Annotated in this window: 14 protein-coding genes; 4 read left to right on the plus strand and 10 right to left on the minus strand. The window is 55.5% G+C overall.

Annotated elements, in window-relative coordinates:
* Positions 1-146: 146 nt before the first annotated feature.
* The 3 genes from kefF (at position 147) to folA (ending at position 3,129) form a co-directional block, all read left to right on the plus strand.
* Positions 147-677: a glutathione-regulated potassium-efflux system oxidoreductase KefF gene (kefF, locus tag AX755_RS07055; protein ID WP_023620041.1), complete on the plus strand. Its 531-nt coding sequence runs from the start codon at positions 147-149 to the stop codon at positions 675-677.
* Positions 670-2,535: a glutathione-regulated potassium-efflux system protein KefC gene (gene kefC, locus AX755_RS07060; RefSeq protein WP_013095537.1), complete on the plus strand. Its 1,866-nt coding sequence runs from the start codon at positions 670-672 to the stop codon at positions 2,533-2,535. Before kefF ends, kefC begins: the two co-directional genes overlap by 8 nt.
* Positions 2,536-2,649: 114 nt before the next feature.
* The gene (gene folA / locus AX755_RS07065; protein ID WP_008502023.1) at positions 2,650-3,129 is read left to right on the plus strand and encodes a type 3 dihydrofolate reductase; all 480 of its coding nucleotides are present in this window, start codon (positions 2,650-2,652) and stop codon (positions 3,127-3,129) included.
* A gap of 40 nt (positions 3,130-3,169) precedes the next feature.
* Here folA and apaH read toward each other — a convergent pair whose 3' ends face one another.
* From apaH to lptD, 6 genes are read right to left on the minus strand one after another with little or no spacing between them, the layout of a single operon-like run.
* Positions 3,170-4,018, minus strand: a complete 849-nt coding sequence (gene apaH / locus AX755_RS07070) for a bis(5'-nucleosyl)-tetraphosphatase (symmetrical) ApaH (protein ID WP_013095538.1) — start codon at positions 4,016-4,018, stop codon at positions 3,170-3,172.
* A 4-nt stretch (positions 4,019-4,022) separates the two neighbouring features.
* Positions 4,023-4,400 (minus strand): Co2+/Mg2+ efflux protein ApaG, encoded by a 378-nt coding sequence (apaG, locus tag AX755_RS07075; RefSeq protein WP_013095539.1) that lies wholly within the window; start codon positions 4,398-4,400, stop codon positions 4,023-4,025.
* Between the two features lie 3 nt (positions 4,401-4,403).
* A complete protein-coding gene (rsmA, locus tag AX755_RS07080) occupies positions 4,404-5,225 on the minus strand; it encodes a 16S rRNA (adenine(1518)-N(6)/adenine(1519)-N(6))-dimethyltransferase RsmA (protein ID WP_013095540.1) in 822 nt (273 codons plus the stop codon).
* Positions 5,222-6,208 carry a 4-hydroxythreonine-4-phosphate dehydrogenase PdxA gene (gene pdxA / locus AX755_RS07085; RefSeq protein WP_013095541.1) on the minus strand — a complete coding sequence of 329 codons (987 nt, stop codon included), beginning with the start codon at positions 6,206-6,208 and terminating at the stop codon, positions 5,222-5,224. Before pdxA ends, rsmA begins: the two co-directional genes overlap by 4 nt.
* The gene (gene surA, locus AX755_RS07090; protein ID WP_013095542.1) at positions 6,208-7,494 is read right to left on the minus strand and encodes a peptidylprolyl isomerase SurA; all 1,287 of its coding nucleotides are present in this window, start codon (positions 7,492-7,494) and stop codon (positions 6,208-6,210) included. The genes pdxA and surA overlap by 1 nt, the downstream gene beginning before the upstream one ends.
* 53 nt (positions 7,495-7,547) lie before the next feature.
* Entirely contained in the window at positions 7,548-9,899 is a 2,352-nt protein-coding gene (gene lptD, locus AX755_RS07095) for an LPS assembly protein LptD (RefSeq protein ID WP_058678754.1), read from the minus strand.
* Between the two features lie 239 nt (positions 9,900-10,138).
* Between lptD and djlA the strand changes: the two genes are divergently transcribed.
* Positions 10,139-10,957, plus strand: a complete 819-nt coding sequence (gene djlA / locus AX755_RS07100; protein WP_013095544.1) for a co-chaperone DjlA — start codon at positions 10,139-10,141, stop codon at positions 10,955-10,957.
* A gap of 30 nt (positions 10,958-10,987) precedes the next feature.
* On the opposite strand, the gene rluA is transcribed toward djlA, so the two are convergent.
* The 4 genes from rluA to araD all read right to left on the minus strand — a co-directional run bounded on the left by rluA (position 10,988) and on the right by araD (position 17,822).
* Complete coding sequence (rluA, locus tag AX755_RS07105) at positions 10,988-11,647, minus strand: bifunctional tRNA pseudouridine(32) synthase/23S rRNA pseudouridine(746) synthase RluA (protein WP_062856529.1); 660 nt, start codon at positions 11,645-11,647, stop codon at positions 10,988-10,990.
* 12 nt (positions 11,648-11,659) lie between these two features.
* Complete coding sequence (rapA, locus tag AX755_RS07110) at positions 11,660-14,566, minus strand: RNA polymerase-associated protein RapA (RefSeq protein WP_045292756.1); 2,907 nt, start codon at positions 14,564-14,566, stop codon at positions 11,660-11,662.
* 128 nt (positions 14,567-14,694) lie between these two features.
* A complete protein-coding gene (polB, locus tag AX755_RS07115; protein ID WP_062856530.1) occupies positions 14,695-17,052 on the minus strand; it encodes a DNA polymerase II in 2,358 nt (785 codons plus the stop codon).
* A 74-nt stretch (positions 17,053-17,126) separates the two neighbouring features.
* The gene (araD, locus tag AX755_RS07120) at positions 17,127-17,822 is read right to left on the minus strand and encodes an L-ribulose-5-phosphate 4-epimerase (protein WP_013095548.1); all 696 of its coding nucleotides are present in this window, start codon (positions 17,820-17,822) and stop codon (positions 17,127-17,129) included.
* Positions 17,823-17,858: the final 36 nt, after the last annotated feature.

The raw sequence follows: 17,858 nt of genomic DNA on the forward strand, positions 1-17,858 counted from the left end.
AGTACTGGAAAACCCCTGCGAACTGGCACTCAAGAGTAGCAATACTTGCGTTTTGCTCCCGACGCGTCACTGAACGCTTTCAGCGGGCGGGTTAACTGTCTACACTCACATCTACAAGAGAGAAGACAGTCAAAACAGGCCGATTCATGATTCTGATAATTTATGCGCATCCCTATCCGCATCACTCCCATGCGAATAAGCGCATGCTTGAACAGGTAAGGACACTCGACAACGTAGAGATACGTTCCCTCTATCAACTTTATCCTGATTTTAACATCGACATCGCCGCAGAACAGGAGGCGCTCACTCGCGCCGATCTGATCATCTGGCAACACCCGATGCAGTGGTACAGCACACCTCCGCTCCTCAAATTGTGGATCGACAAAGTCTTTTCCCACGGCTGGGCGTATGGTCACAACGGGCATGCGCTGAAGGGAAAAAGCCTGATGTGGGCTGTGACCACCGGTGGTGGAGAAAGCCACTTCGATATTGGCTCTTTCCCGGGTTTTGAGGTACTGGCGCAACCGCTTCAGGCGACAGCACTCTACTGTGGCCTTACCTGGCTTCCTCCATTTGCTATGCACTGCACATTTGTTTGTGACGATGAGACGTTGCAGGCGCAGGCTCGTCATTATAAACAACGCTTACTTGAGTGGCAGGAGACGCATAATGGATAGCCATACGCTGATACAGGCGCTGATTTACCTTGGCGCGGCGGCGCTGATTGTGCCCGTGGCGGTTCGCCTGGGGCTGGGCTCCGTGCTGGGCTACCTGATCGCCGGGTGTGTTATCGGACCCTGGGGATTCCGCCTGGTCACCGACGCGGAGGCGATCCTGCATTTCGCCGAAATTGGTGTCGTGCTGATGCTGTTTGTCATTGGTCTGGAACTTGACCCGCAGAGGTTGTGGAAGCTGCGCGCCTCAGTGTTTGGCGGTGGGGCGCTACAAATGGCGGCCTGTGGTCTGCTGTTGGGCGGCTTCTGTATTCTGCTGGGAATGGACTGGAAAGTGGCAGAGCTTATTGGCATGACACTGGCACTCTCTTCGACGGCGATTGCCATGCAGGCAATGAACGAGCGAAACCTGACCGTTTCACAGATGGGACGCAGTGCGTTTTCGGTGCTGCTGTTTCAGGATATCGCGGCCATTCCGCTGGTGGCGATGATCCCGCTGCTGGCCGCAAGTGGGGCCTCCACCACGCTCGGCGCTTTTGCCCTCTCTGCGTTGAAAGTGGTCGGTGCGCTGGCACTGGTTGTCCTGCTTGGCCGGTATGTAACACGTCCGCTGCTTCGATTCGTCGCCCGCTCGGGGCTACGGGAAGTGTTCAGTGCCGTGGCGCTGTTCCTGGTGTTTGGTTTTGGTCTGCTGCTGGAGGAAGCCGGGCTGTCGATGGCGATGGGAGCCTTCCTCGCGGGCGTTCTGCTGGCCAGCTCAGAGTACCGACACGCGCTTGAAAGTGATATCGAGCCATTTAAAGGACTGCTGCTGGGGCTGTTTTTCATCGGGGTCGGGATGTCTATCGACTTTGGCACGCTGGTCACGCATCCACTGCGGATCCTCATTCTGCTGGTCGGTTTCCTGGTCATCAAAATGGTGATGCTGTGGCTGATCGCCCGTCCGCTTAACGTGCCTGGCAGACAGCGTCTTTGGTTCGCCGTGCTGCTCGGACAGGGAAGCGAATTCGCGTTTGTGGTCTTCGGCGCAGCGCAAATGGCCAATGTGCTCGATCCCGAGTGGGCGAAAGCGCTGACGCTGGCGGTCGCGCTGTCGATGGCGGCGACGCCGATCCTGCTGGTGCTGCTGACGCGTCTGGAAAAAACAGGCAGCGAACAGGAACGTGAGGCCGATGAGATCGATGAGGAACAGCCGCGGGTCATCATTGCCGGATTCGGTCGCTTTGGGCAGATCACCGGTCGTTTACTGCTCTCAAGCGGGGTAAAAATGGTCATCCTCGATCACGATCCGGACCATGTGGATACCCTGCGTAAGTTCGATATGAAAGTCTTCTACGGCGATGCAACGCGTGTCGATCTGCTGGAATCAGCCGGGGCAGCGAAAGCGGAAGTCCTCATCAACGCGATTGACGATCCCCAGACCAGTATGCAGCTGGTTGAGCTGGTGAAGGAGCATTTCCCGAACCTGACCATTATCTCCCGCGCGCGCGATGTGGATCACTATATCCAGCTGCGACAGGCGGGGGTGGACGCACCCGAGCGTGAAACCTTCGAAGGGGCGCTTAAGTCTGGCCGCATGGCGCTGGAAAGTCTGGGCCTGGGCGCGTATGAAGCGCGCGAGCGTGCGGATCTGTTCCGTCGCTTCAATACCGATATGGTGGAAGAGATGGTGGCGATGGCGGGCAGTACGGCCACAGAGCGTGCAGCGGTGTTTAAACGCACCAGTGCGATGCTGACAGAGATCATTAACGAGGATCGTAATCATCTGTCGCTGGTGCAGCGTCATGGCTGGCAGGGAACGGAGGAGGGCAAGCATACCGGCGATCCGGCGGACGAACCGGAGAGTAAACCTTCCGCGTGAAGTGGAGTTGCCAGCAATATTAAAAAATTTCTCGCTCTTTACCATGCCGCCAGTCGACGAAAGATTAAGCTTTCCGTATAGTGGCGGCAATTTTTTGCATCCGGGAAATTTTCAATGATCAGTCTGATTGCAGCGCTGGCGGTGGACCGTGTTATCGGTATGGAAAATGCCATGCCGTGGAACCTGCCTGCCGATCTCGCATGGTTTAAACGTACGACGTTAAACAAGCCGGTAGTGATGGGCCGCCTGACCTGGGAGTCGATTGGTCGCCCATTGCCGGGCCGTAAGAATATCGTGATCAGTAGCCAGCCAGGCACTGACGATCGCGTCGAATGGGTGAAATCCGTGGACGAGGCGATTGCCGCGTGCGGTAACGCCGAAGAGATCATGGTGATTGGTGGTGGGCGTGTATATGAGCAGTTCCTGCCAAAAGCGCAAAAGCTCTATCTGACGCATATTGATGCGGAAGTGGAAGGCGATACCCATTTTCCGGACTACGATCCGGACGAGTGGGAATCGGTATTCAGCGAATTTCACGACGCGGATGCGCAGAACTCACACAGCTACTGCTTCGAGATTCTGGAACGTCGCTAGTTGAATAGACCCTCTCCCGGTCGGGAGAGGGAATTTACTCTCAGGAGGCGACCGCCTCGCCTTCCCCCAGGTCCAGCTGTCGGTTGGACGGCTGCACGAAGTACGTTTTATCTTCCCAGCGTAAGCAGGTTAAATCCCCGCCCCAGCAACAACCGGTATCTAGACCGTAGATCCCTTCCGGCGTGCCTTTCCCTTCTAGCGCGGCCCAGTGGCCAAACACCACGCTGTACTCACTGGTGACCGGTCCGGGAATCGCAAACCACGGTTTAAGTGGTGCAGGTGCGCTTTCCGGCGTCTCTTTTGAGTACATATCCAGTTGCCCGTTCGGGAAGCAGAAACGCATGCGTGTGAACGCGTTCGTGATAAAACGCAGACGCGCCAGACCGCTCAGATCTTCACTCCAGTGATTTGGCATGTCGCCGTACATGGCATCAAGGAAGAAGGGATAGGAATCGCTCGCCAGCACGGCTTCTACGTCACGCGCGCAGGTTTTTGCCGTCTCAAGATCCCACTGTGGGGTGATCCCGGCGTGTGCCATGACCAGTTTTTTCTCTTCATCGATCTGCAACAGGGGCTGACGACGCAGCCAGTTGATCAGTTCGTCGGCGTCTGGCGCCTCCAGCAGCGGGGTGAGGCGATCTTTCGGCTTATTGCGGCTGATGCCGGCAAAGACGGCGAGCAGATGCAAATCATGGTTGCCCAGCACCATGCGAACGCTGTCGCCCAGCGATTTTACGAAGCGTAAAACCTCCAGGGAGCCTGGCCCACGCGCCACTAAATCGCCCGTCAGCCAGAGAATATCCCGTCCTGGCGTAAAGTCGACCTGTTTTAATAATGCGATCAGTTCATCGTAGCAACCGTGAACGTCGCCAATCAGATATGTAGACATTAGATTAATGAATGAGTGTTGTAACGGCGAGACGGAACACAGGAATAGCAACGCGGAACACATTGCCATCGACGTCGACCATTTCATAATGGCCTTGCATGGTACCCAGCGGTGTTTCAATTACTGCACCGCTGGTGTACTGATACTCTTCGCCAGGGGCGATGTGGGGCTGTTCACCAACCACACCTTCACCCTGAACTTCGATTTCACGGCCATTGCCGTTAGTGATAAGCCAGTAACGCCCGAGCAGTTGCACAGGCATCCGCCCCAGGTTGCGAATGGTCACGGTGTAGGCGAAAACAAAACGTTCTTCATCGGGTGAGGACTGCGACTCAACGTAAACGCTTTGTACCTGGACACAGACGCGGGGCGAATCAATCATGGCTTAACTCTCCTTCGGCGGCGCATTTTCGCTAATGTAATTAGCCAGTTTACAGTACTGCTCAACAGAGATGTTTTCTGCTCGCATTGCCGGGTCAATGCCCAGCTCGGCCAGCACGTCAACGGTGAACAGATTGCCGAGGCTATTACGGATCGTTTTACGGCGCTGGTTAAAGGCTTCTGTGGTGATGCGGCTCAGTACGCGCAGGTCTTTGACCGGGTATGGCATCGTTTTATGCGGCACAAGGCGCACAACCGCAGAGTCGACTTTTGGCGGCGGCGTGAAGGCAGACGGCGGCACTTCGAGTACCGGGATCACATTGCAGAAATATTGTGCCATCACGCTTAAACGACCATACGCTTTACTGTTCGGCCCTGCAACCAGACGGTTTACCACCTCTTTTTGCAACATGAAGTGCATGTCGGCAATGGCATCAGTATAGCTAAAGAGATGGAACATCAGCGGCGTGGAGATGTTATAGGGCAGGTTACCGAATACGCGCAGCGGCTGACCCATTTTTTCCGACAGCTCGCCAAAATTCATGGTCATGGCATCTTGCTGATAAATCGTCAGCTTCGGCCCAAGGAACGGGTGCGTTTGCAGACGAGCAGCGAGATCGCGGTCGAGTTCGATAACGGTCAGTTCGTCCAGACGTTCGCCGACGGGTTCAGTCAGTGCTGCCAGACCGGGGCCGATTTCAACCATCGCCTGGCCTTTTTGCGGATTAATGGCCGAAACAATACTGTCGATCACGAACTGATCGTTGAGGAAGTTTTGCCCGAAGCGTTTACGGGCTAAGTGGCCCTGATGGACTCGATTAGTCATTGAGTATTAACAATCATTTTGATGGCGAGATTAAGCGCCGTAATAAAACTGCCGACATCCGCTTTTCCCTGGCCTGCCAGATCCAGCGCAGTACCGTGGTCAACGGACGTTCGAATAAAAGGTAAACCGAGGGTGATATTCACACCGCGGCCAAAGCCCTGGTATTTTAGCACGGGCAGGCCCTGATCGTGGTACATCGCGAGCACGGCATCGGCATTATCCAGGTATTTGGGCTGGAAAAGGGTATCGGCAGGCAATGGCCCGCTCAGGTTCATCCCTTTCGCCCGCATTTCATTCAGCACCGGAATGATGGTGTCGATCTCTTCAGTCCCCATATGCCCGCCTTCCCCGGCGTGTGGGTTCAGGCCACAGACCAGAACGTGCGGCTGTTTAATACCGAATTTGGTCTGCAGATCGTGATGCAGTATCCCGATGATCTCCCGCAGCAGTTCAGGGGTGATGGCGTCAGGAATGGCCTTAATCGGCAGATGGGTTGTTACCAGAGCCACCCGCATCGCTTCCGTCGCCAGCATCATCACCACTTTCGGGCTGTGCGATCGCTCTTCAAAAAACTCGGTATGTCCGGTGAACGGAATACCGGCTTCGTTAATCACCCCTTTGTGCACGGGGCCCGTAATCAGGGCAGCAAATTCCCCCTTTATGCAACCATCGCAGGCGCGCGCCAGGGTTTCGACAACATAGTGGCCGTTTTCAGTGCTGAGCTGACCCGGAATAACAGGAGTACGAAGAGGGACGGGAAGAAGCGTGAGCGTTCCGGCTTGCTGCGGTGCAGGCTGCTGGCCTTCAACGTAGGGGATAAGCGTTAAAGGCAGACCGAGCAGTGAAGCCCGGTCTTGTAACAGTGTTGCATCAGCACAGACGACCAGTTCCACTGGCCAGCTACGTTGGGCAAGCTGGACCACGAGGTCAGGCCCAATCCCGGCGGGTTCGCCGGGGGTGATCACAACACGATGCTGTTTCATTAGTTGCTCAGAACTTTCACGTAAGCGCTGGCGCGTTGTTCCTGCATCCAGGTTGCCGCTTCTTCAGAGAACTTACGGTTGAACAGCATACGATAGGCTCTGTCTTTCTGCGCTGCGTCGGTTTTATCAACGTTGCGGGTATCCAGCAGTTCGATCAGATGCCAGCCAAAGGAGGAGTGTACCGGCGCACTCATCTGGCCTTTGTTCAGCTTCATCAGCGCATCGCGGAATGCCGGATCGTAGATATCCGCCGCCGCCCAGCCCAGGTCGCCGCCCTGGTTAGCTGAGCCAGGATCCTGAGAGAACTCTTTTGCGGCATTCGCAAACGACGTTTTTCCGCTCTTAATGTCCGCAGCAATCTGTTGCAGCTTCGCACGCGCCTGATCGTCTGTCATGATCGGTGACGGTTTCAGCAGAATGTGGCGAGCATGAACTTCGGTGACGGAGATGTTCTGGCTCTGACCACGCAGGTCGTTGACTTTCAGGATGTGGAAGCCAACACCTGAACGGATTGGACCCACGATGTCGCCTTTCTTCGCCGTGCTCAGCGCCTGGGCAAAGATGGATGGCAGTTCCTGAATACGTCCCCAGCCCATCTGGCCGCCTTTCAGCGCCTGTTGGTCGGCAGAGTAGGTAATGGCCAGCTTGCCAAAGTCACTACCGTTACGTGCCTGCTCAACGATAGCGCGCGCCTGGCTTTCCGCTTCAGCGGCCTGGTCAGACGTTGGGTTCTCTGGCAGCGGGATCAGAATATGGCTCAGGTTCAGCTCGGTGCTGGCATCGTTCTGGTTGCCCACCTGTTTTGCCAGCGCGTCGACTTCCTGCGGCAGGATGGTGACGCGGCGACGAACTTCATTATTACGCACTTCTGAAATCAGCATCTCTTTACGGATCTGATTACGGTAGGTTGAATAGCTGATGCCATCATAGGCCAGACGACTACGCATCTGATCCAGGGTCATATTGTTCTGCTTAGCGATGTTAGCGATCGCCTGATCGAGCTGCTCGTCAGTGATCTTCACGCCCATTTTCTGACCCATTTGCAGGACAATCTGATCCATGATCAGACGTTCCAGGATCTGATGGCGCAGCGTTGCGTCATCCGGAAGTTGCTGACCCGCCTGGCCCGAATTGAGCTTCACAGATTTCATCAAACCGTCAACGTCACTTTCGAGCACGACACCGTTGTTAACCACAGCGGCGACCTTATCAACAACCTGGGGGGCCGCGAAGCTGGTATTCGCAACCATAGCGACACCGAGCAGCAGCGTTTTCCAGTTCTTCATACTTTTTCCATTTCAATTAACCGCAAAGCGGATTACGTTGCAAAACAAGCACATTACAAGGAACTGCGGTACGGCAGAATGTTCGAGCGCAGCATCTGCTGCGTGCCCAGGCCGTAGTTGGAGCTCAGGCCGCGCAATTCGACATTAAAGCCAATCACGTTATCGTATTTGCTCTGATTGTTTTGAGTATCCCAGCCGTTAAGCTTGCGTTCGTAGCCGACACGCAGCGCGTAACAGCAGGAGTTATATTGCAGACCAACCATCTGGTCAGCAGGCTTGTTGGCGTTAGTGTCAAAGTAGTAAGCGCCCACTATTGACCAGCGGTCAGCGATTGGCCAACTGGCTGCACCACCTACCTGCGAAATCCCGTCTTTATACTGTTCACTGGTGGCATAGTTCGGCAATGTTGCCTGAATATATTCCGGGCTGGCGTAACGATAGGTCAACTGCACCATACGATCTTCATCGCGACGGTACTCGACGGCTGCACTGCTGGTCGCAATATTGTCGAGACGCGTGTCGTACTGCAGACCCCCGCGTAAGCCCCAGCGATCGGTCATGCGCCAGTAGGTATCGCCCGCCCACACCAGCGAACCTGTTTTGTTGTCTTTCTCCCAGTTGATATTGTCATCACCGGTACGAGACTCGGTGAAATAGTAGATTTGACCAACAGAAACGTTAAAACGTTCAACGGCAGATTCATCATAAACGCGCGTTGTGACGCCGGTCGTTAACTGGTTCGCGGAAGCAATACGGTCGAGACCGCCGTAGGTACGGTCACGGAACAGGCCGCTGTAGTCAGACTGCAGGAAAGCGGAATCATAGTTCTGGATTTTGCTCTGATCGCGATAAGGCACGTACAAATACTGCATACGTGGCTCAAGCGTCTGCGTATACCCATCCGCCAGCAGACCCATATCGCGCTCGAAGATCAGCTTACCGTCCATTTTGAATTGTGGAAGAACGCGGTTCACGGATTCGTCAAGGTCGGTGCCATAACGGTTGTTATACCAGTCCACATTTTTCTGCTGGTAATGGGTCGCCATCAGCTTGGCTTCGGTATTCAGACTCGACCAGTTGTTCGACAGCGGTAAATTGATCGTTGGTTCTAAATGGACACGCGTGGCTTCCGGCATGTCCGAGTTGGTATTGACGAAATGCACTGCCTGCGCGTAGACGCGGGTATCGAATGGACCGACATCGTTCTGATACCAGTTCACATCCAGCTGCGGTTCTGCACCGTAAGTGCTGGTATTTTGACTGTCGAAGACCTGGAACTGCTTCGTTGACACCGTGGCGTCGAAGTTCTGAACGGCGTAACCAGCACTGAAAATCTGTGTAGCATAGCCATCGGTACTCGAACCGTATTTGGAATCGAAGTCGTTGAAATAGTAAGGATCGCTGACTTTGGTGTAGTCGACATTAAAACGCCAGACCTGGTCCATCACTCCGGCATGTTGCCAGTAATACATCCAACGGTGTTTATCACCTTCTGTTGGGTGCTCATCCTGGAAGACCTTATCTGATGGCAGATAATCCAGTTCCATCAAACCGGTACCCGCCTGGGTCAGATAGCGGAACTCGTTTTCCCACATGACGTTGCCGCGCTTATGGATATAGTGCGGCGTGATCGTGGCGTCCATGTTGGGCGCGATGTTCCAGTAATACGGCAGATAGAACTCAAAATAGTTCGAGGTGCTGTATTTGGCATTTGGGATCAGGAAGCCTGAACGACGTTTGTCGCCCACGGGAAGCTGCAGGTACGGGCTATAGAAAACCGGCACCGGGCCGAGTTTAAACCGGGCGTTCCAGATTTCTGCGACCTGTTCTTCACGGTCGTGAATTACTTCACTTCCAACCACGCTCCAGGTATTCGAACCCGGCAGACAGGAGGTGAAGGAACCGTTTTCCAGAATCGTATAGCGGTTTTCACCGCGCTGTTTCATCAGATCTGCTTTACCACGCCCCTGACGACCTACCATCTGGTAATCACCTTCCCAGACGTTAGTATCTTTGGTGTTCAGGTTTGACCATGCTTTCGGACCTTTCAGGATGACCTGATTGTCGTCATAGTGCACATTACCCAGCGCATCCACCGTTCGTACCGGTTCGGCCGCACCTTCCGGCTGCTTCTGGTGCAACTGCACTTCATCTGCCTGCAGGCGGCTATTGCCCTGATTAATATCCACACTGCCCGTAAACGTGGCATTGTCAGGATAGGTTCCTTTAGAACTGTCGGCAGTAATGGTTACCGGCAAGCTATTTGTATCGCCACTCACCAGTGGGCGATTATAACTTGGGACGCCAAGCATACACTGCGAGGCAAGATCGGCCGCCAGCCCCTGTTGACTGTACAGGGCGGTGCCAATCATTGTGGCCAGGAGGGTGGGGATACGTTTTTTCATACGTTATATTTTAGTGTTCCGTCATCAGTGGCTACGGCTTACAAACGCTCAGAGACTATCTTACTCATCAGCGCAGTACCAGCGTTAATCCTGCCCGTTTGCGTGCCAGAGTGTTAGGCTCGCTATCGAATGACGAGTATGATAATGCAAATTATAGGCGATGTCCCTCAATTGACCGTGGCTCGACCACTGTAATGATGGCGTTGCGTCGACAAGGGACATGACTATCCGGGGAGTATATGCAGTATTGGGGTAAAATCATCGGCGTTGCGTTCGCCATCATCATGGGTGCCGGGTTTTGGGGCATCGTACTTGGCCTGATTATTGGCCATATGTTCGATAAGGCACGCAGCCGCAAAATGGCGTGGTTCGCCAACCAGCGCGAGCGTCAGTCCCTCTTTTTCTCCACCACCTTTGAGGTGATGGGGCACTTAACCAAATCAAAAGGGCGGGTAACGGAAGCCGATATCCAGATTGCCAGCGTATTTATGGACCGCATGAATCTGCACGGGGAATCTCGTGTGGCGGCGCAAAATGCATTTCGCATCGGTAAATCGGATAACTATCCGCTGCGCGAAAAAATGCGTCAGTTCCGCAGTATCTGTTTCGGCCGTTTTGATTTAATTCGGATGTTTCTGGAGATCCAGATTCAGGCGGCGTTTGCCGACGGGTCTCTTCATCCGAATGAACGCGATGTGTTATACGTGATTGCCGAAGAGCTGGGGATCTCCCGCATGCAGTTCGACCAGTTCCTGCGCATGATGCAGGGCGGCGCACACTTTGGTGGCGGCTATCAACAGCATCAATCCTCTGGCGGCGGCTGGCAGCAGGCGCAGCGAGGCCCGACGCTGGAAGACGCCTGTAACGTGCTTGGCGTGAAACCTTCGGATGATGCGACAACCATCAAGCGCGCCTATCGTAAGCTGATGAGTGAACATCACCCGGATAAACTGGTCGCGAAGGGCTTACCGCCAGAGATGATGGAGATGGCGAAGCAAAAAGCGCAGGAAATCCAGAAAGCGTACGAGCTGATAAAAGAGCAGAAAAATTTCAAATAAAAAATGGCCCGACACAGTCGGGCCATTTTTTTAGAAGTCCACCGGGGCTTTAAACGTCATTGCGTTGCCAAACGCCGGGTGGGTGATGGTGAGTGTCTGGGCATGAAGCTGCAAACGCGGCGCTGAAGCCAGCGCCTCCGGTGGTGCGTAAAAACGGTCTCCCAGAATCGGGTGCCCCAGCGCGAGCATATGCACACGCAGCTGATGTGAACGCCCGGTAATGGGCTTTAGCAGCACGCGCGCGGTGTTATCCGGCGCGTACTCCAGCACTTCATACTCGGTTTGCGCGGCCTTGCCCGTCTCATAGCACACCTTCTGCTTTGGTCGATTTGGCCAGTCGCAAATCAGCGGCAGATCCACCAGCCCTTCCGCCTGCGCGGGATGGCCCCAGACGCGTGCGACATACTGCTTTTTCGGTTCACGCTCGCGGAACTGGCGTTTGAGTTCACGTTCAGCCGCTTTGTTCAGCGCCACCACAATCACGCCGCTGGTTGCCATGTCCAGGCGATGAACGGACTCCGCCTGGGGATAATCACGCTGAATACGTGTCATCACGCTGTCTTTGTGCTCATCCAGACGCCCCGGCACGGACAACAGGCCGCTTGGCTTGTTGACCACCATAATGTGCTCATCCTGATAAAGGATAACCAGCCACGGGTCTTGCGGCGGATTGTAAGGCTGCATCACCATCTTGTGCTCCGTTTACTGATGCGTCACAACAATAAGACGCAGGGCATCCAGACGCCAGCTTGCCTGATTCAGGCTTTCCAGCACCTGCTGACGGTTGCTCTCAATCGCGGTCAGTTCGTCATCACGGATGTTTGGGTTCACCGCTTTTAACGCTTCCAGACGAGACAGCTCTGCAGACAGTTTCTCATCGGCTTCCTCGCGAGCGGCATCAATCAGCGTCCTGGCCGCTTTTTCGATCTGCGTTTCACCCAACTGCAGAATGGCGTGCACGTCCTGTTGTACGGCGTTGACCAGTTTGCTGCCCGTGTGGCGGTTTACTGCGCTCAGCTGGCGGTTGAAACTCTCGAATTCAACCTGTGCAGCCAGGTTGGTGCCGTTTTTATCCAGCAGCAGACGCACTGGCGTTGGCGGCAGGAAGCGGGTGAGCTGCAGCTGTTTCGGCGCTTGCGCTTCCACAACATAGATCAGCTCAACCAGCAGCGTACCAACGGGTAATGCTTTGTTTTTCAACAGGGAAATCGTGCTGCTACCCGTGTCGCCGGAAAGGATCAGGTCGAGGCCGTTGCGGATCAACGGGTGTTCCCAGGTGATGAACTGCGCGTCTTCGCGAGACAGCGCCACGTCACGCTCAAAGGTGATGGTGCAACCATCCTCCGGCAGGCCCGGGAAATCCGGAACCAGCATATGATCGGATGGGGTCAGCACGATCATGTTCTCGCCGCGATCGTCCTGGTTAATCCCGACGATGTCGAACAGGTTCATGGCGAAGCTGATCAGGCTGGTGTCGTCATCCTGCTCTTCAATGCTTTCGGCAAGCGCCTGCGCTTTTTCGCCACCGTTGGAGTGGATTTCCAGCAGGCGGTCACGTCCCTGCTCCAGCTGCGCTTTCAGAGCCTCATGCTTTTCGCGACAGGATTTGATCAGCTCATCAAAACCGTCCGTATTTTCCGGCGCTGCCAGGTAACCGATCAGATCCGTATGCACCTGATCGTAAATGGTGCGTCCCGTCGGACAGGTATGTTCGAACGCGTCCAGACCTTCGTGGAACCAGCGTACCAGCACCGACTGAGCGGTTTTTTCCAGGTAAGGGACGTGGATCTGAATATCATGCGCCTGACCGATACGGTCCAGACGGCCGATACGCTGTTCCAGCAGGTCGGGGTTGAACGGCAGATCGAACATCACCAGGTTGCTGGCGAACTGGAAGTTACGCCCTTCAGAACCGATTTCAGAGCACAGCAGAACCTGTGCGCCGCTGTCTTCTTCACTGAACCAGGCCGCGGCACGGTCACGCTCGACAATGGACATGCCCTCGTGGAACACGGCGGCTCGAATACCTTCACGCTCGCGCAGAACCTGCTCCAGCTGCAGCGCGGTGGCCGCCTTGGCGCAGATCACCAGCACTTTCTGTGAACGATGAGCCGTTAAGTAACCCATCAGCCATTCAACACGCGGGTCGAAGTTCCACCAGGTTCCGGTATCGCCTTCAAATTCCTGATAAATCTGCTCCGGGTAGAGCATGTCGCGCGCACGTTCTTCCTGGCTTTTGCGCGCCCCCATAATGCCGGAGACTTTTATCGCCGTCTGATACTGCGTCGGCAGCGGCAGCTTGATGGTATGCAGTTCGCGTTTCGGGAAGCCCTTCACGCCGTTACGGGTGTTACGGAACAGCACGCGGCTGGTGCCGTGGCGGTCCATCAGCATATCGATCAGCTCTTTACGCGCGGAACCCGCGTTGTCGCTGTCACTGTTGGCTGCCTGCAGCAGCGGCTCAATATCCTGTTCGCCAATCAGATCGCTCAGGGTGTTGAGTTCGTCATTCGAGAGGCGTTTGCCCGCCAGCAGCATGGCGACAGCATCGGCAACCGGGCGGTAATTATTCTGTTCTTCGACAAACTGCTCAAAGTCATGGAAGCGGTTTGGATCGAGCAGGCGCAGACGGGCGAAGTGGCTCTCCAGCCCCAGCTGCTCCGGCGTTGCGGTCAGCAGCAGGACGCCCGGCACGCGCTCGGCAAGCTGTTCAATCGCCATGTATTCACGGCTCGGTGCCTCTTCGCTCCAGACCAGGTGGTGCGCTTCGTCGACCACCAGCAGATCCCACTCTGCGTCGCACAGATGCTCAAGACGTTGCTTGCTGCGGCGCACGAAGTCCAGGGAGCAGATGACCAGTTGTTCGGTTTCAAACGGGTTGTCCGCGTCATGCTGGGCTTCGGCGTAGCGCTCGTCGTCAAACAGCGAGAAACGGAGGTTAAAGCGGCGCAGCATCTCAACCAGCCACTGATGTTGCAGCGTTTCCGGTACCACGATCAGCACGCGCTCGGCGGCGCCAGAAAGCAGTTGTTGATGCAGGATCATACCGGCTTCAATGGTTTTACCGAGGCCCACTTCGTCTGCCAGCAGTACGCGAGGCGCATGACGACGACCAACGTCATGGGCGATATTCAACTGATGAGGGATCAGGCTGGTGCGTTGACCACGCAGGCCGCTCCACGGCATGCGGTACTGTTCACTCTGGAATTTACGTGCGCGATAGCGCAGGGAGAAACGATCCATACGGTCGATTTGCCCGGCAAACAGGCGATCCTGCGGCTTGCTGAAAACCAGTTTGCTGTCGAGCAGCACTTCACGCAGGATGACATTGCTCTCGTCAGTGTCGAGGCGAGTCCCAATGTAGGCGAGCAGACCATTCTCTTCTTTTACGTCTTCAACCTTTAGCTGCCAGCCGTCGTGGCTGGTCACGGTGTCACCTGGATTGAACATCACGCGGGTAACAGGGGAGTCATTGCGAGCGTACAGGCGGTTTTCACCGGTAGCAGGGAAAAGGAGGGTGACCATGCGTGCATCGACTGCAACCACGGTTCCCAATCCAAGTTCGCTTTCTGTATCGCTGATCCAGCGTTGACCAAGTGTAAAAGGCATATGTGTTCGGCTCTAATCTTTAATTGCAGGCAATAGTTCAACCACCGTCAAAAAAGACGGTCATCGAAAAATGGGTCCGGGAGTGGAAAGGGCGCTATGGTACTGGATGGCAGCGATTTCGTCACGTGTCAAAATAGGCCAAGCTGCCCTGTCACTAGTGTAGCAAAATCGTCGTCAATGAACGGCAAAATTCCATCCGCGACGGGCTGAAGCTGGCGCGTCAGGTAGTGGTCGTAGTCCAGCGCAGAGTGTTGATAATCCACGGGCTCTGGCCCGTTTGTCGTCCAGACATACTTAATGGTGCCCCGGTTCTGATACTGCGGGGCGCGCCCCCGACGGACGTTCTCTTCATCCGCCAGACGCGCGGCGCGGACGTGCGGCGGAACGTTACGCTGATACTCAGCCAGCGGGCGGCGCAGGCGTTTGCGATACACCAGCTGGTTGTCGAGCTCGCCGGCCATCAGGCTGGCTATCGTCTCGCGGACGTAGTCCTGATAAGGCTCATTACGAAAGATCCGCAAATAGAGCGTTTGCTGGAACTGCTGCGCCAGCGGAGTCCAGTCTGTGCGTACCGTCTCCAGCCCTTTAAACACCATGCGTTGCTTTTCACCTTCCTGAATCAGTCCGGCGTAGCGTTTCTTGCTGCCCTGATCGGTTCCACGGATAGTGGGCATTAAAAAGCGGCTGAAATGGGTTTCATACTCCAGCTCTAATGCACTGGTTAACCGCTCTTTTTGCAAATGCGCTTGCCACCAGTCGTTCACGAAGGCGACCAGCTGTTTGCCAATTCGCGCGGCTTCCTCTTCGGCGTGCGCGCCCTTCAACCAGACGAAGGTGGAGTCGGTATCGCCATAGATCACTTCATAGCCCTGGGATTCGATCAGCGCCTTTGTCTGGCGCATGATCTCATGCCCGCGCATGGTGATAGACGAGGCGAGACGCGGGTCGAAGAAGCGACAGGCGCTGGTGCCCAGCACACCGTAAAAGGCATTCATGATAATTTTAAGCGCCTGAGAAAGCGGCTTGTTGCCGTGGCGCTTGGCCTCATCGCGCCCGTGCCAGATCTGTCCCACGATCTCCGGCAGGCAGTGTTTCTCCCGTGAGAAACGCGCCCCCAGAAACCCGTCGGTGCTGTGCGTATCGTCCGGCCGCGCCATCCCCTCTACCAGCCCCACCGGATCAATCAAAAAGGTGCGGATAATCGAGGGGTAGAGGCTTTTGTAGTCCAGTACCAGCACGGAGTCATACAGTCCCGGCCGGGAATCCATCACGTAGCCGCCAGGGCTTGCCTGCGGCGGCACGTCCCCCAGGTTCGGTGCGACGTAGCCTGCCCGGTGCATGCGGGGAAAATACAGATGGCTGAATGCCGCCACGGAACCGCCGTGCCGATCAGCGGCAAGACCGTTCACTGTGGCGCGTTCCAGCAGAAAAGGCATGATCTCGGTTTTGTGGAAAATCTGCGTAACCAGCTCACAATCTTTCAGGTTATAGGTGGCAAGTGCCGGTTTGTCTTCGTTGAAGCGGCGGTCGATCTCATCCATTCGGTCCCACGGATTATCGATGGATTTCCCTTCCCCCAGCAGCTCCTGCGCCACCGCCTCCAGCGAGAAGGAAGAAAAATTCCAGAATGCGGATTTCAGAGCCTCGATGCCGTCGATAATCAGGCGACCGTTGGCCTGTGCGAAGAAGACGCCGTTTTTGAAACCGTGCTCGCGCCATTCCAGTTCGCTATGATCCCGCCCAAGCATGAGCGGGATGCGGTACCGCTCGGCGTGTTTTTGCAATACCCGCAGGTCGAACTGCACCACGTTCCAGCCGATCAGGACATCGGGATCGCGATCGGCAAACCACTGGTTCAGTTTTTCCAGCAGCTGTGGTCGACTGTTGACGTACTCCAGTCGGAAGTCCAGCGCGGAGGCATCACCATTCGGTGGCCCGAGCATATAGACAACCCGGTCGCCGCAGCCTTCAAGTCCAATACAGTACAGTTCACCGTGACGGGTGGTTTCGATGTCCAGTGAGACCCATTTCAACGGCGGACGGTAGTGCGGGTTGGGTTTCAGACGGGCGTTAATCAGCCCGCCGTTGTGCGCTGTGCCATCAACCCAGACAGGGGCGGTAATAAACCGCTCCATCAGAAAACGTTCCGGGGGACGAATATCGGCTTCGTACAGGGTGACGCCCGCCTCGCGCAGCAGTTTTTCATAGCGCATCAGTTGGCGATGGGCGCGACAATAGAGACCGTAAACCGGCTGGCGATGGAAATCTTTCAGCTCAAGTGGCGTGATGCGCCAGTTGTTTTCACCGCGCAGTAGCTGCTTTGCTTTGTCGACGTGGGCTTCAGGAATAAATGCCACGGACTCCTGTGGCGACAGGGTAACGCGCAGCGGGCCGTTGTCCGTCGCCAGCCAGAACTCCACCTCTGTTCCCTGAGGCGTATCCCGCCAGTGTCGGGTCAGTAAAAAACCTTCTTGCGCCTGCGTCACGCCGTTATCCCATAAAACAAAACCAGGCCTGATTATAGCCTGGTTAGCGGTTTTATGCTGGGTTTATATACAGTTTATTGCCCGTAATAGGCTTTTGCACCGTGCTTGCGCAGGTAATGTTTGTCCAGCAGTGTCTGTTGCATATCCGGCAACTGTGGTGCCAGTTGACGACAGAAGATGCCCATATAGGCTACCTCTTCCAGCACAATCGCGTTATGCACTGCATCTTCCGCATTTTTGCCCCACGCAAACGGGCCGTGAGAATGCACCAGCACCCCGGGCATCTGTGCTGCGTCGATTCCCTGTTTTTCAAAGGTTTCGACAATCACATTGCCGGTTTCCCACTCGTACTCGCCGTTGATTTCCGCATCGGTCATCAGGCGGGTGCACGGGATGGTGCCGTAAAAGTAGTCTGCGTGCGTGGTACCGGTAGCCGGGATGGACTGGCCTGCCTGCGCCCAGATAGTCGCATGACGCGAGTGGGTATGCACAATGCCGCCGATGGTCGGAAATGCCTGATACAGCAGGCGATGGGTGGGGGTATCGGAGGAGGGTTTTTTCTTCCCTTCCACCACTTCACCGGTTGCAATGCTGACCACAACCATATCGTCAGCGGTCATCACCGTATAATCCACGCCGGAAGGCTTGATGACGAACACCCCTTTTTCGCGGTCAACGGCGCTGACGTTGCCCCAGGTCAGGGTCACCAGATTATGTTTAGGCAGCGCCAGGTTGGCTTCGAGTACCTGGCGTTTGAGATCTTCTAGCATTGTTGTCTCCCGCCGGATGGCGCTTCGCTTATCCGG

The sequence above is a fragment of the Enterobacter sp. SENG-6 genome (assembly GCF_001605945.1).
In the GTDB taxonomy this organism is placed as follows: domain Bacteria; phylum Pseudomonadota; class Gammaproteobacteria; order Enterobacterales; family Enterobacteriaceae; genus Enterobacter; species Enterobacter cloacae.

Bases quoted from the DNA above. Each gene is read 5' to 3' on its own strand.
- kefF (WP_023620041.1), top strand. From the start codon at position 147: ATGATTCTGATAATTTATGCGCATCCCTATCCGCATCACTCCCATGCG.
- kefC (WP_013095537.1), top strand. From the start codon at position 670: ATGGATAGCCATACGCTGATACAGGCGCTGATTTACCTTGGCGCGGCG.
- folA (WP_008502023.1), top strand. From the start codon at position 2,650: ATGATCAGTCTGATTGCAGCGCTGGCGGTGGACCGTGTTATCGGTATG.
- apaH (WP_013095538.1), bottom strand. From the start codon at position 4,018: ATGTCTACATATCTGATTGGCGACGTTCACGGTTGCTACGATGAACTG.
- apaG (WP_013095539.1), bottom strand. From the start codon at position 4,400: ATGATTGATTCGCCCCGCGTCTGTGTCCAGGTACAAAGCGTTTACGTT.
- rsmA (WP_013095540.1), bottom strand. From the start codon at position 5,225: ATGACTAATCGAGTCCATCAGGGCCACTTAGCCCGTAAACGCTTCGGG.
- pdxA (WP_013095541.1), bottom strand. From the start codon at position 6,208: ATGAAACAGCATCGTGTTGTGATCACCCCCGGCGAACCCGCCGGGATT.
- surA (WP_013095542.1), bottom strand. From the start codon at position 7,494: ATGAAGAACTGGAAAACGCTGCTGCTCGGTGTCGCTATGGTTGCGAAT.
- lptD (WP_058678754.1), bottom strand. From the start codon at position 9,899: ATGAAAAAACGTATCCCCACCCTCCTGGCCACAATGATTGGCACCGCC.
- djlA (WP_013095544.1), top strand. From the start codon at position 10,139: ATGCAGTATTGGGGTAAAATCATCGGCGTTGCGTTCGCCATCATCATG.
- rluA (WP_062856529.1), bottom strand. From the start codon at position 11,647: ATGGTGATGCAGCCTTACAATCCGCCGCAAGACCCGTGGCTGGTTATC.
- rapA (WP_045292756.1), bottom strand. From the start codon at position 14,566: ATGCCTTTTACACTTGGTCAACGCTGGATCAGCGATACAGAAAGCGAA.
- araD (WP_013095548.1), bottom strand. From the start codon at position 17,822: ATGCTAGAAGATCTCAAACGCCAGGTACTCGAAGCCAACCTGGCGCTG.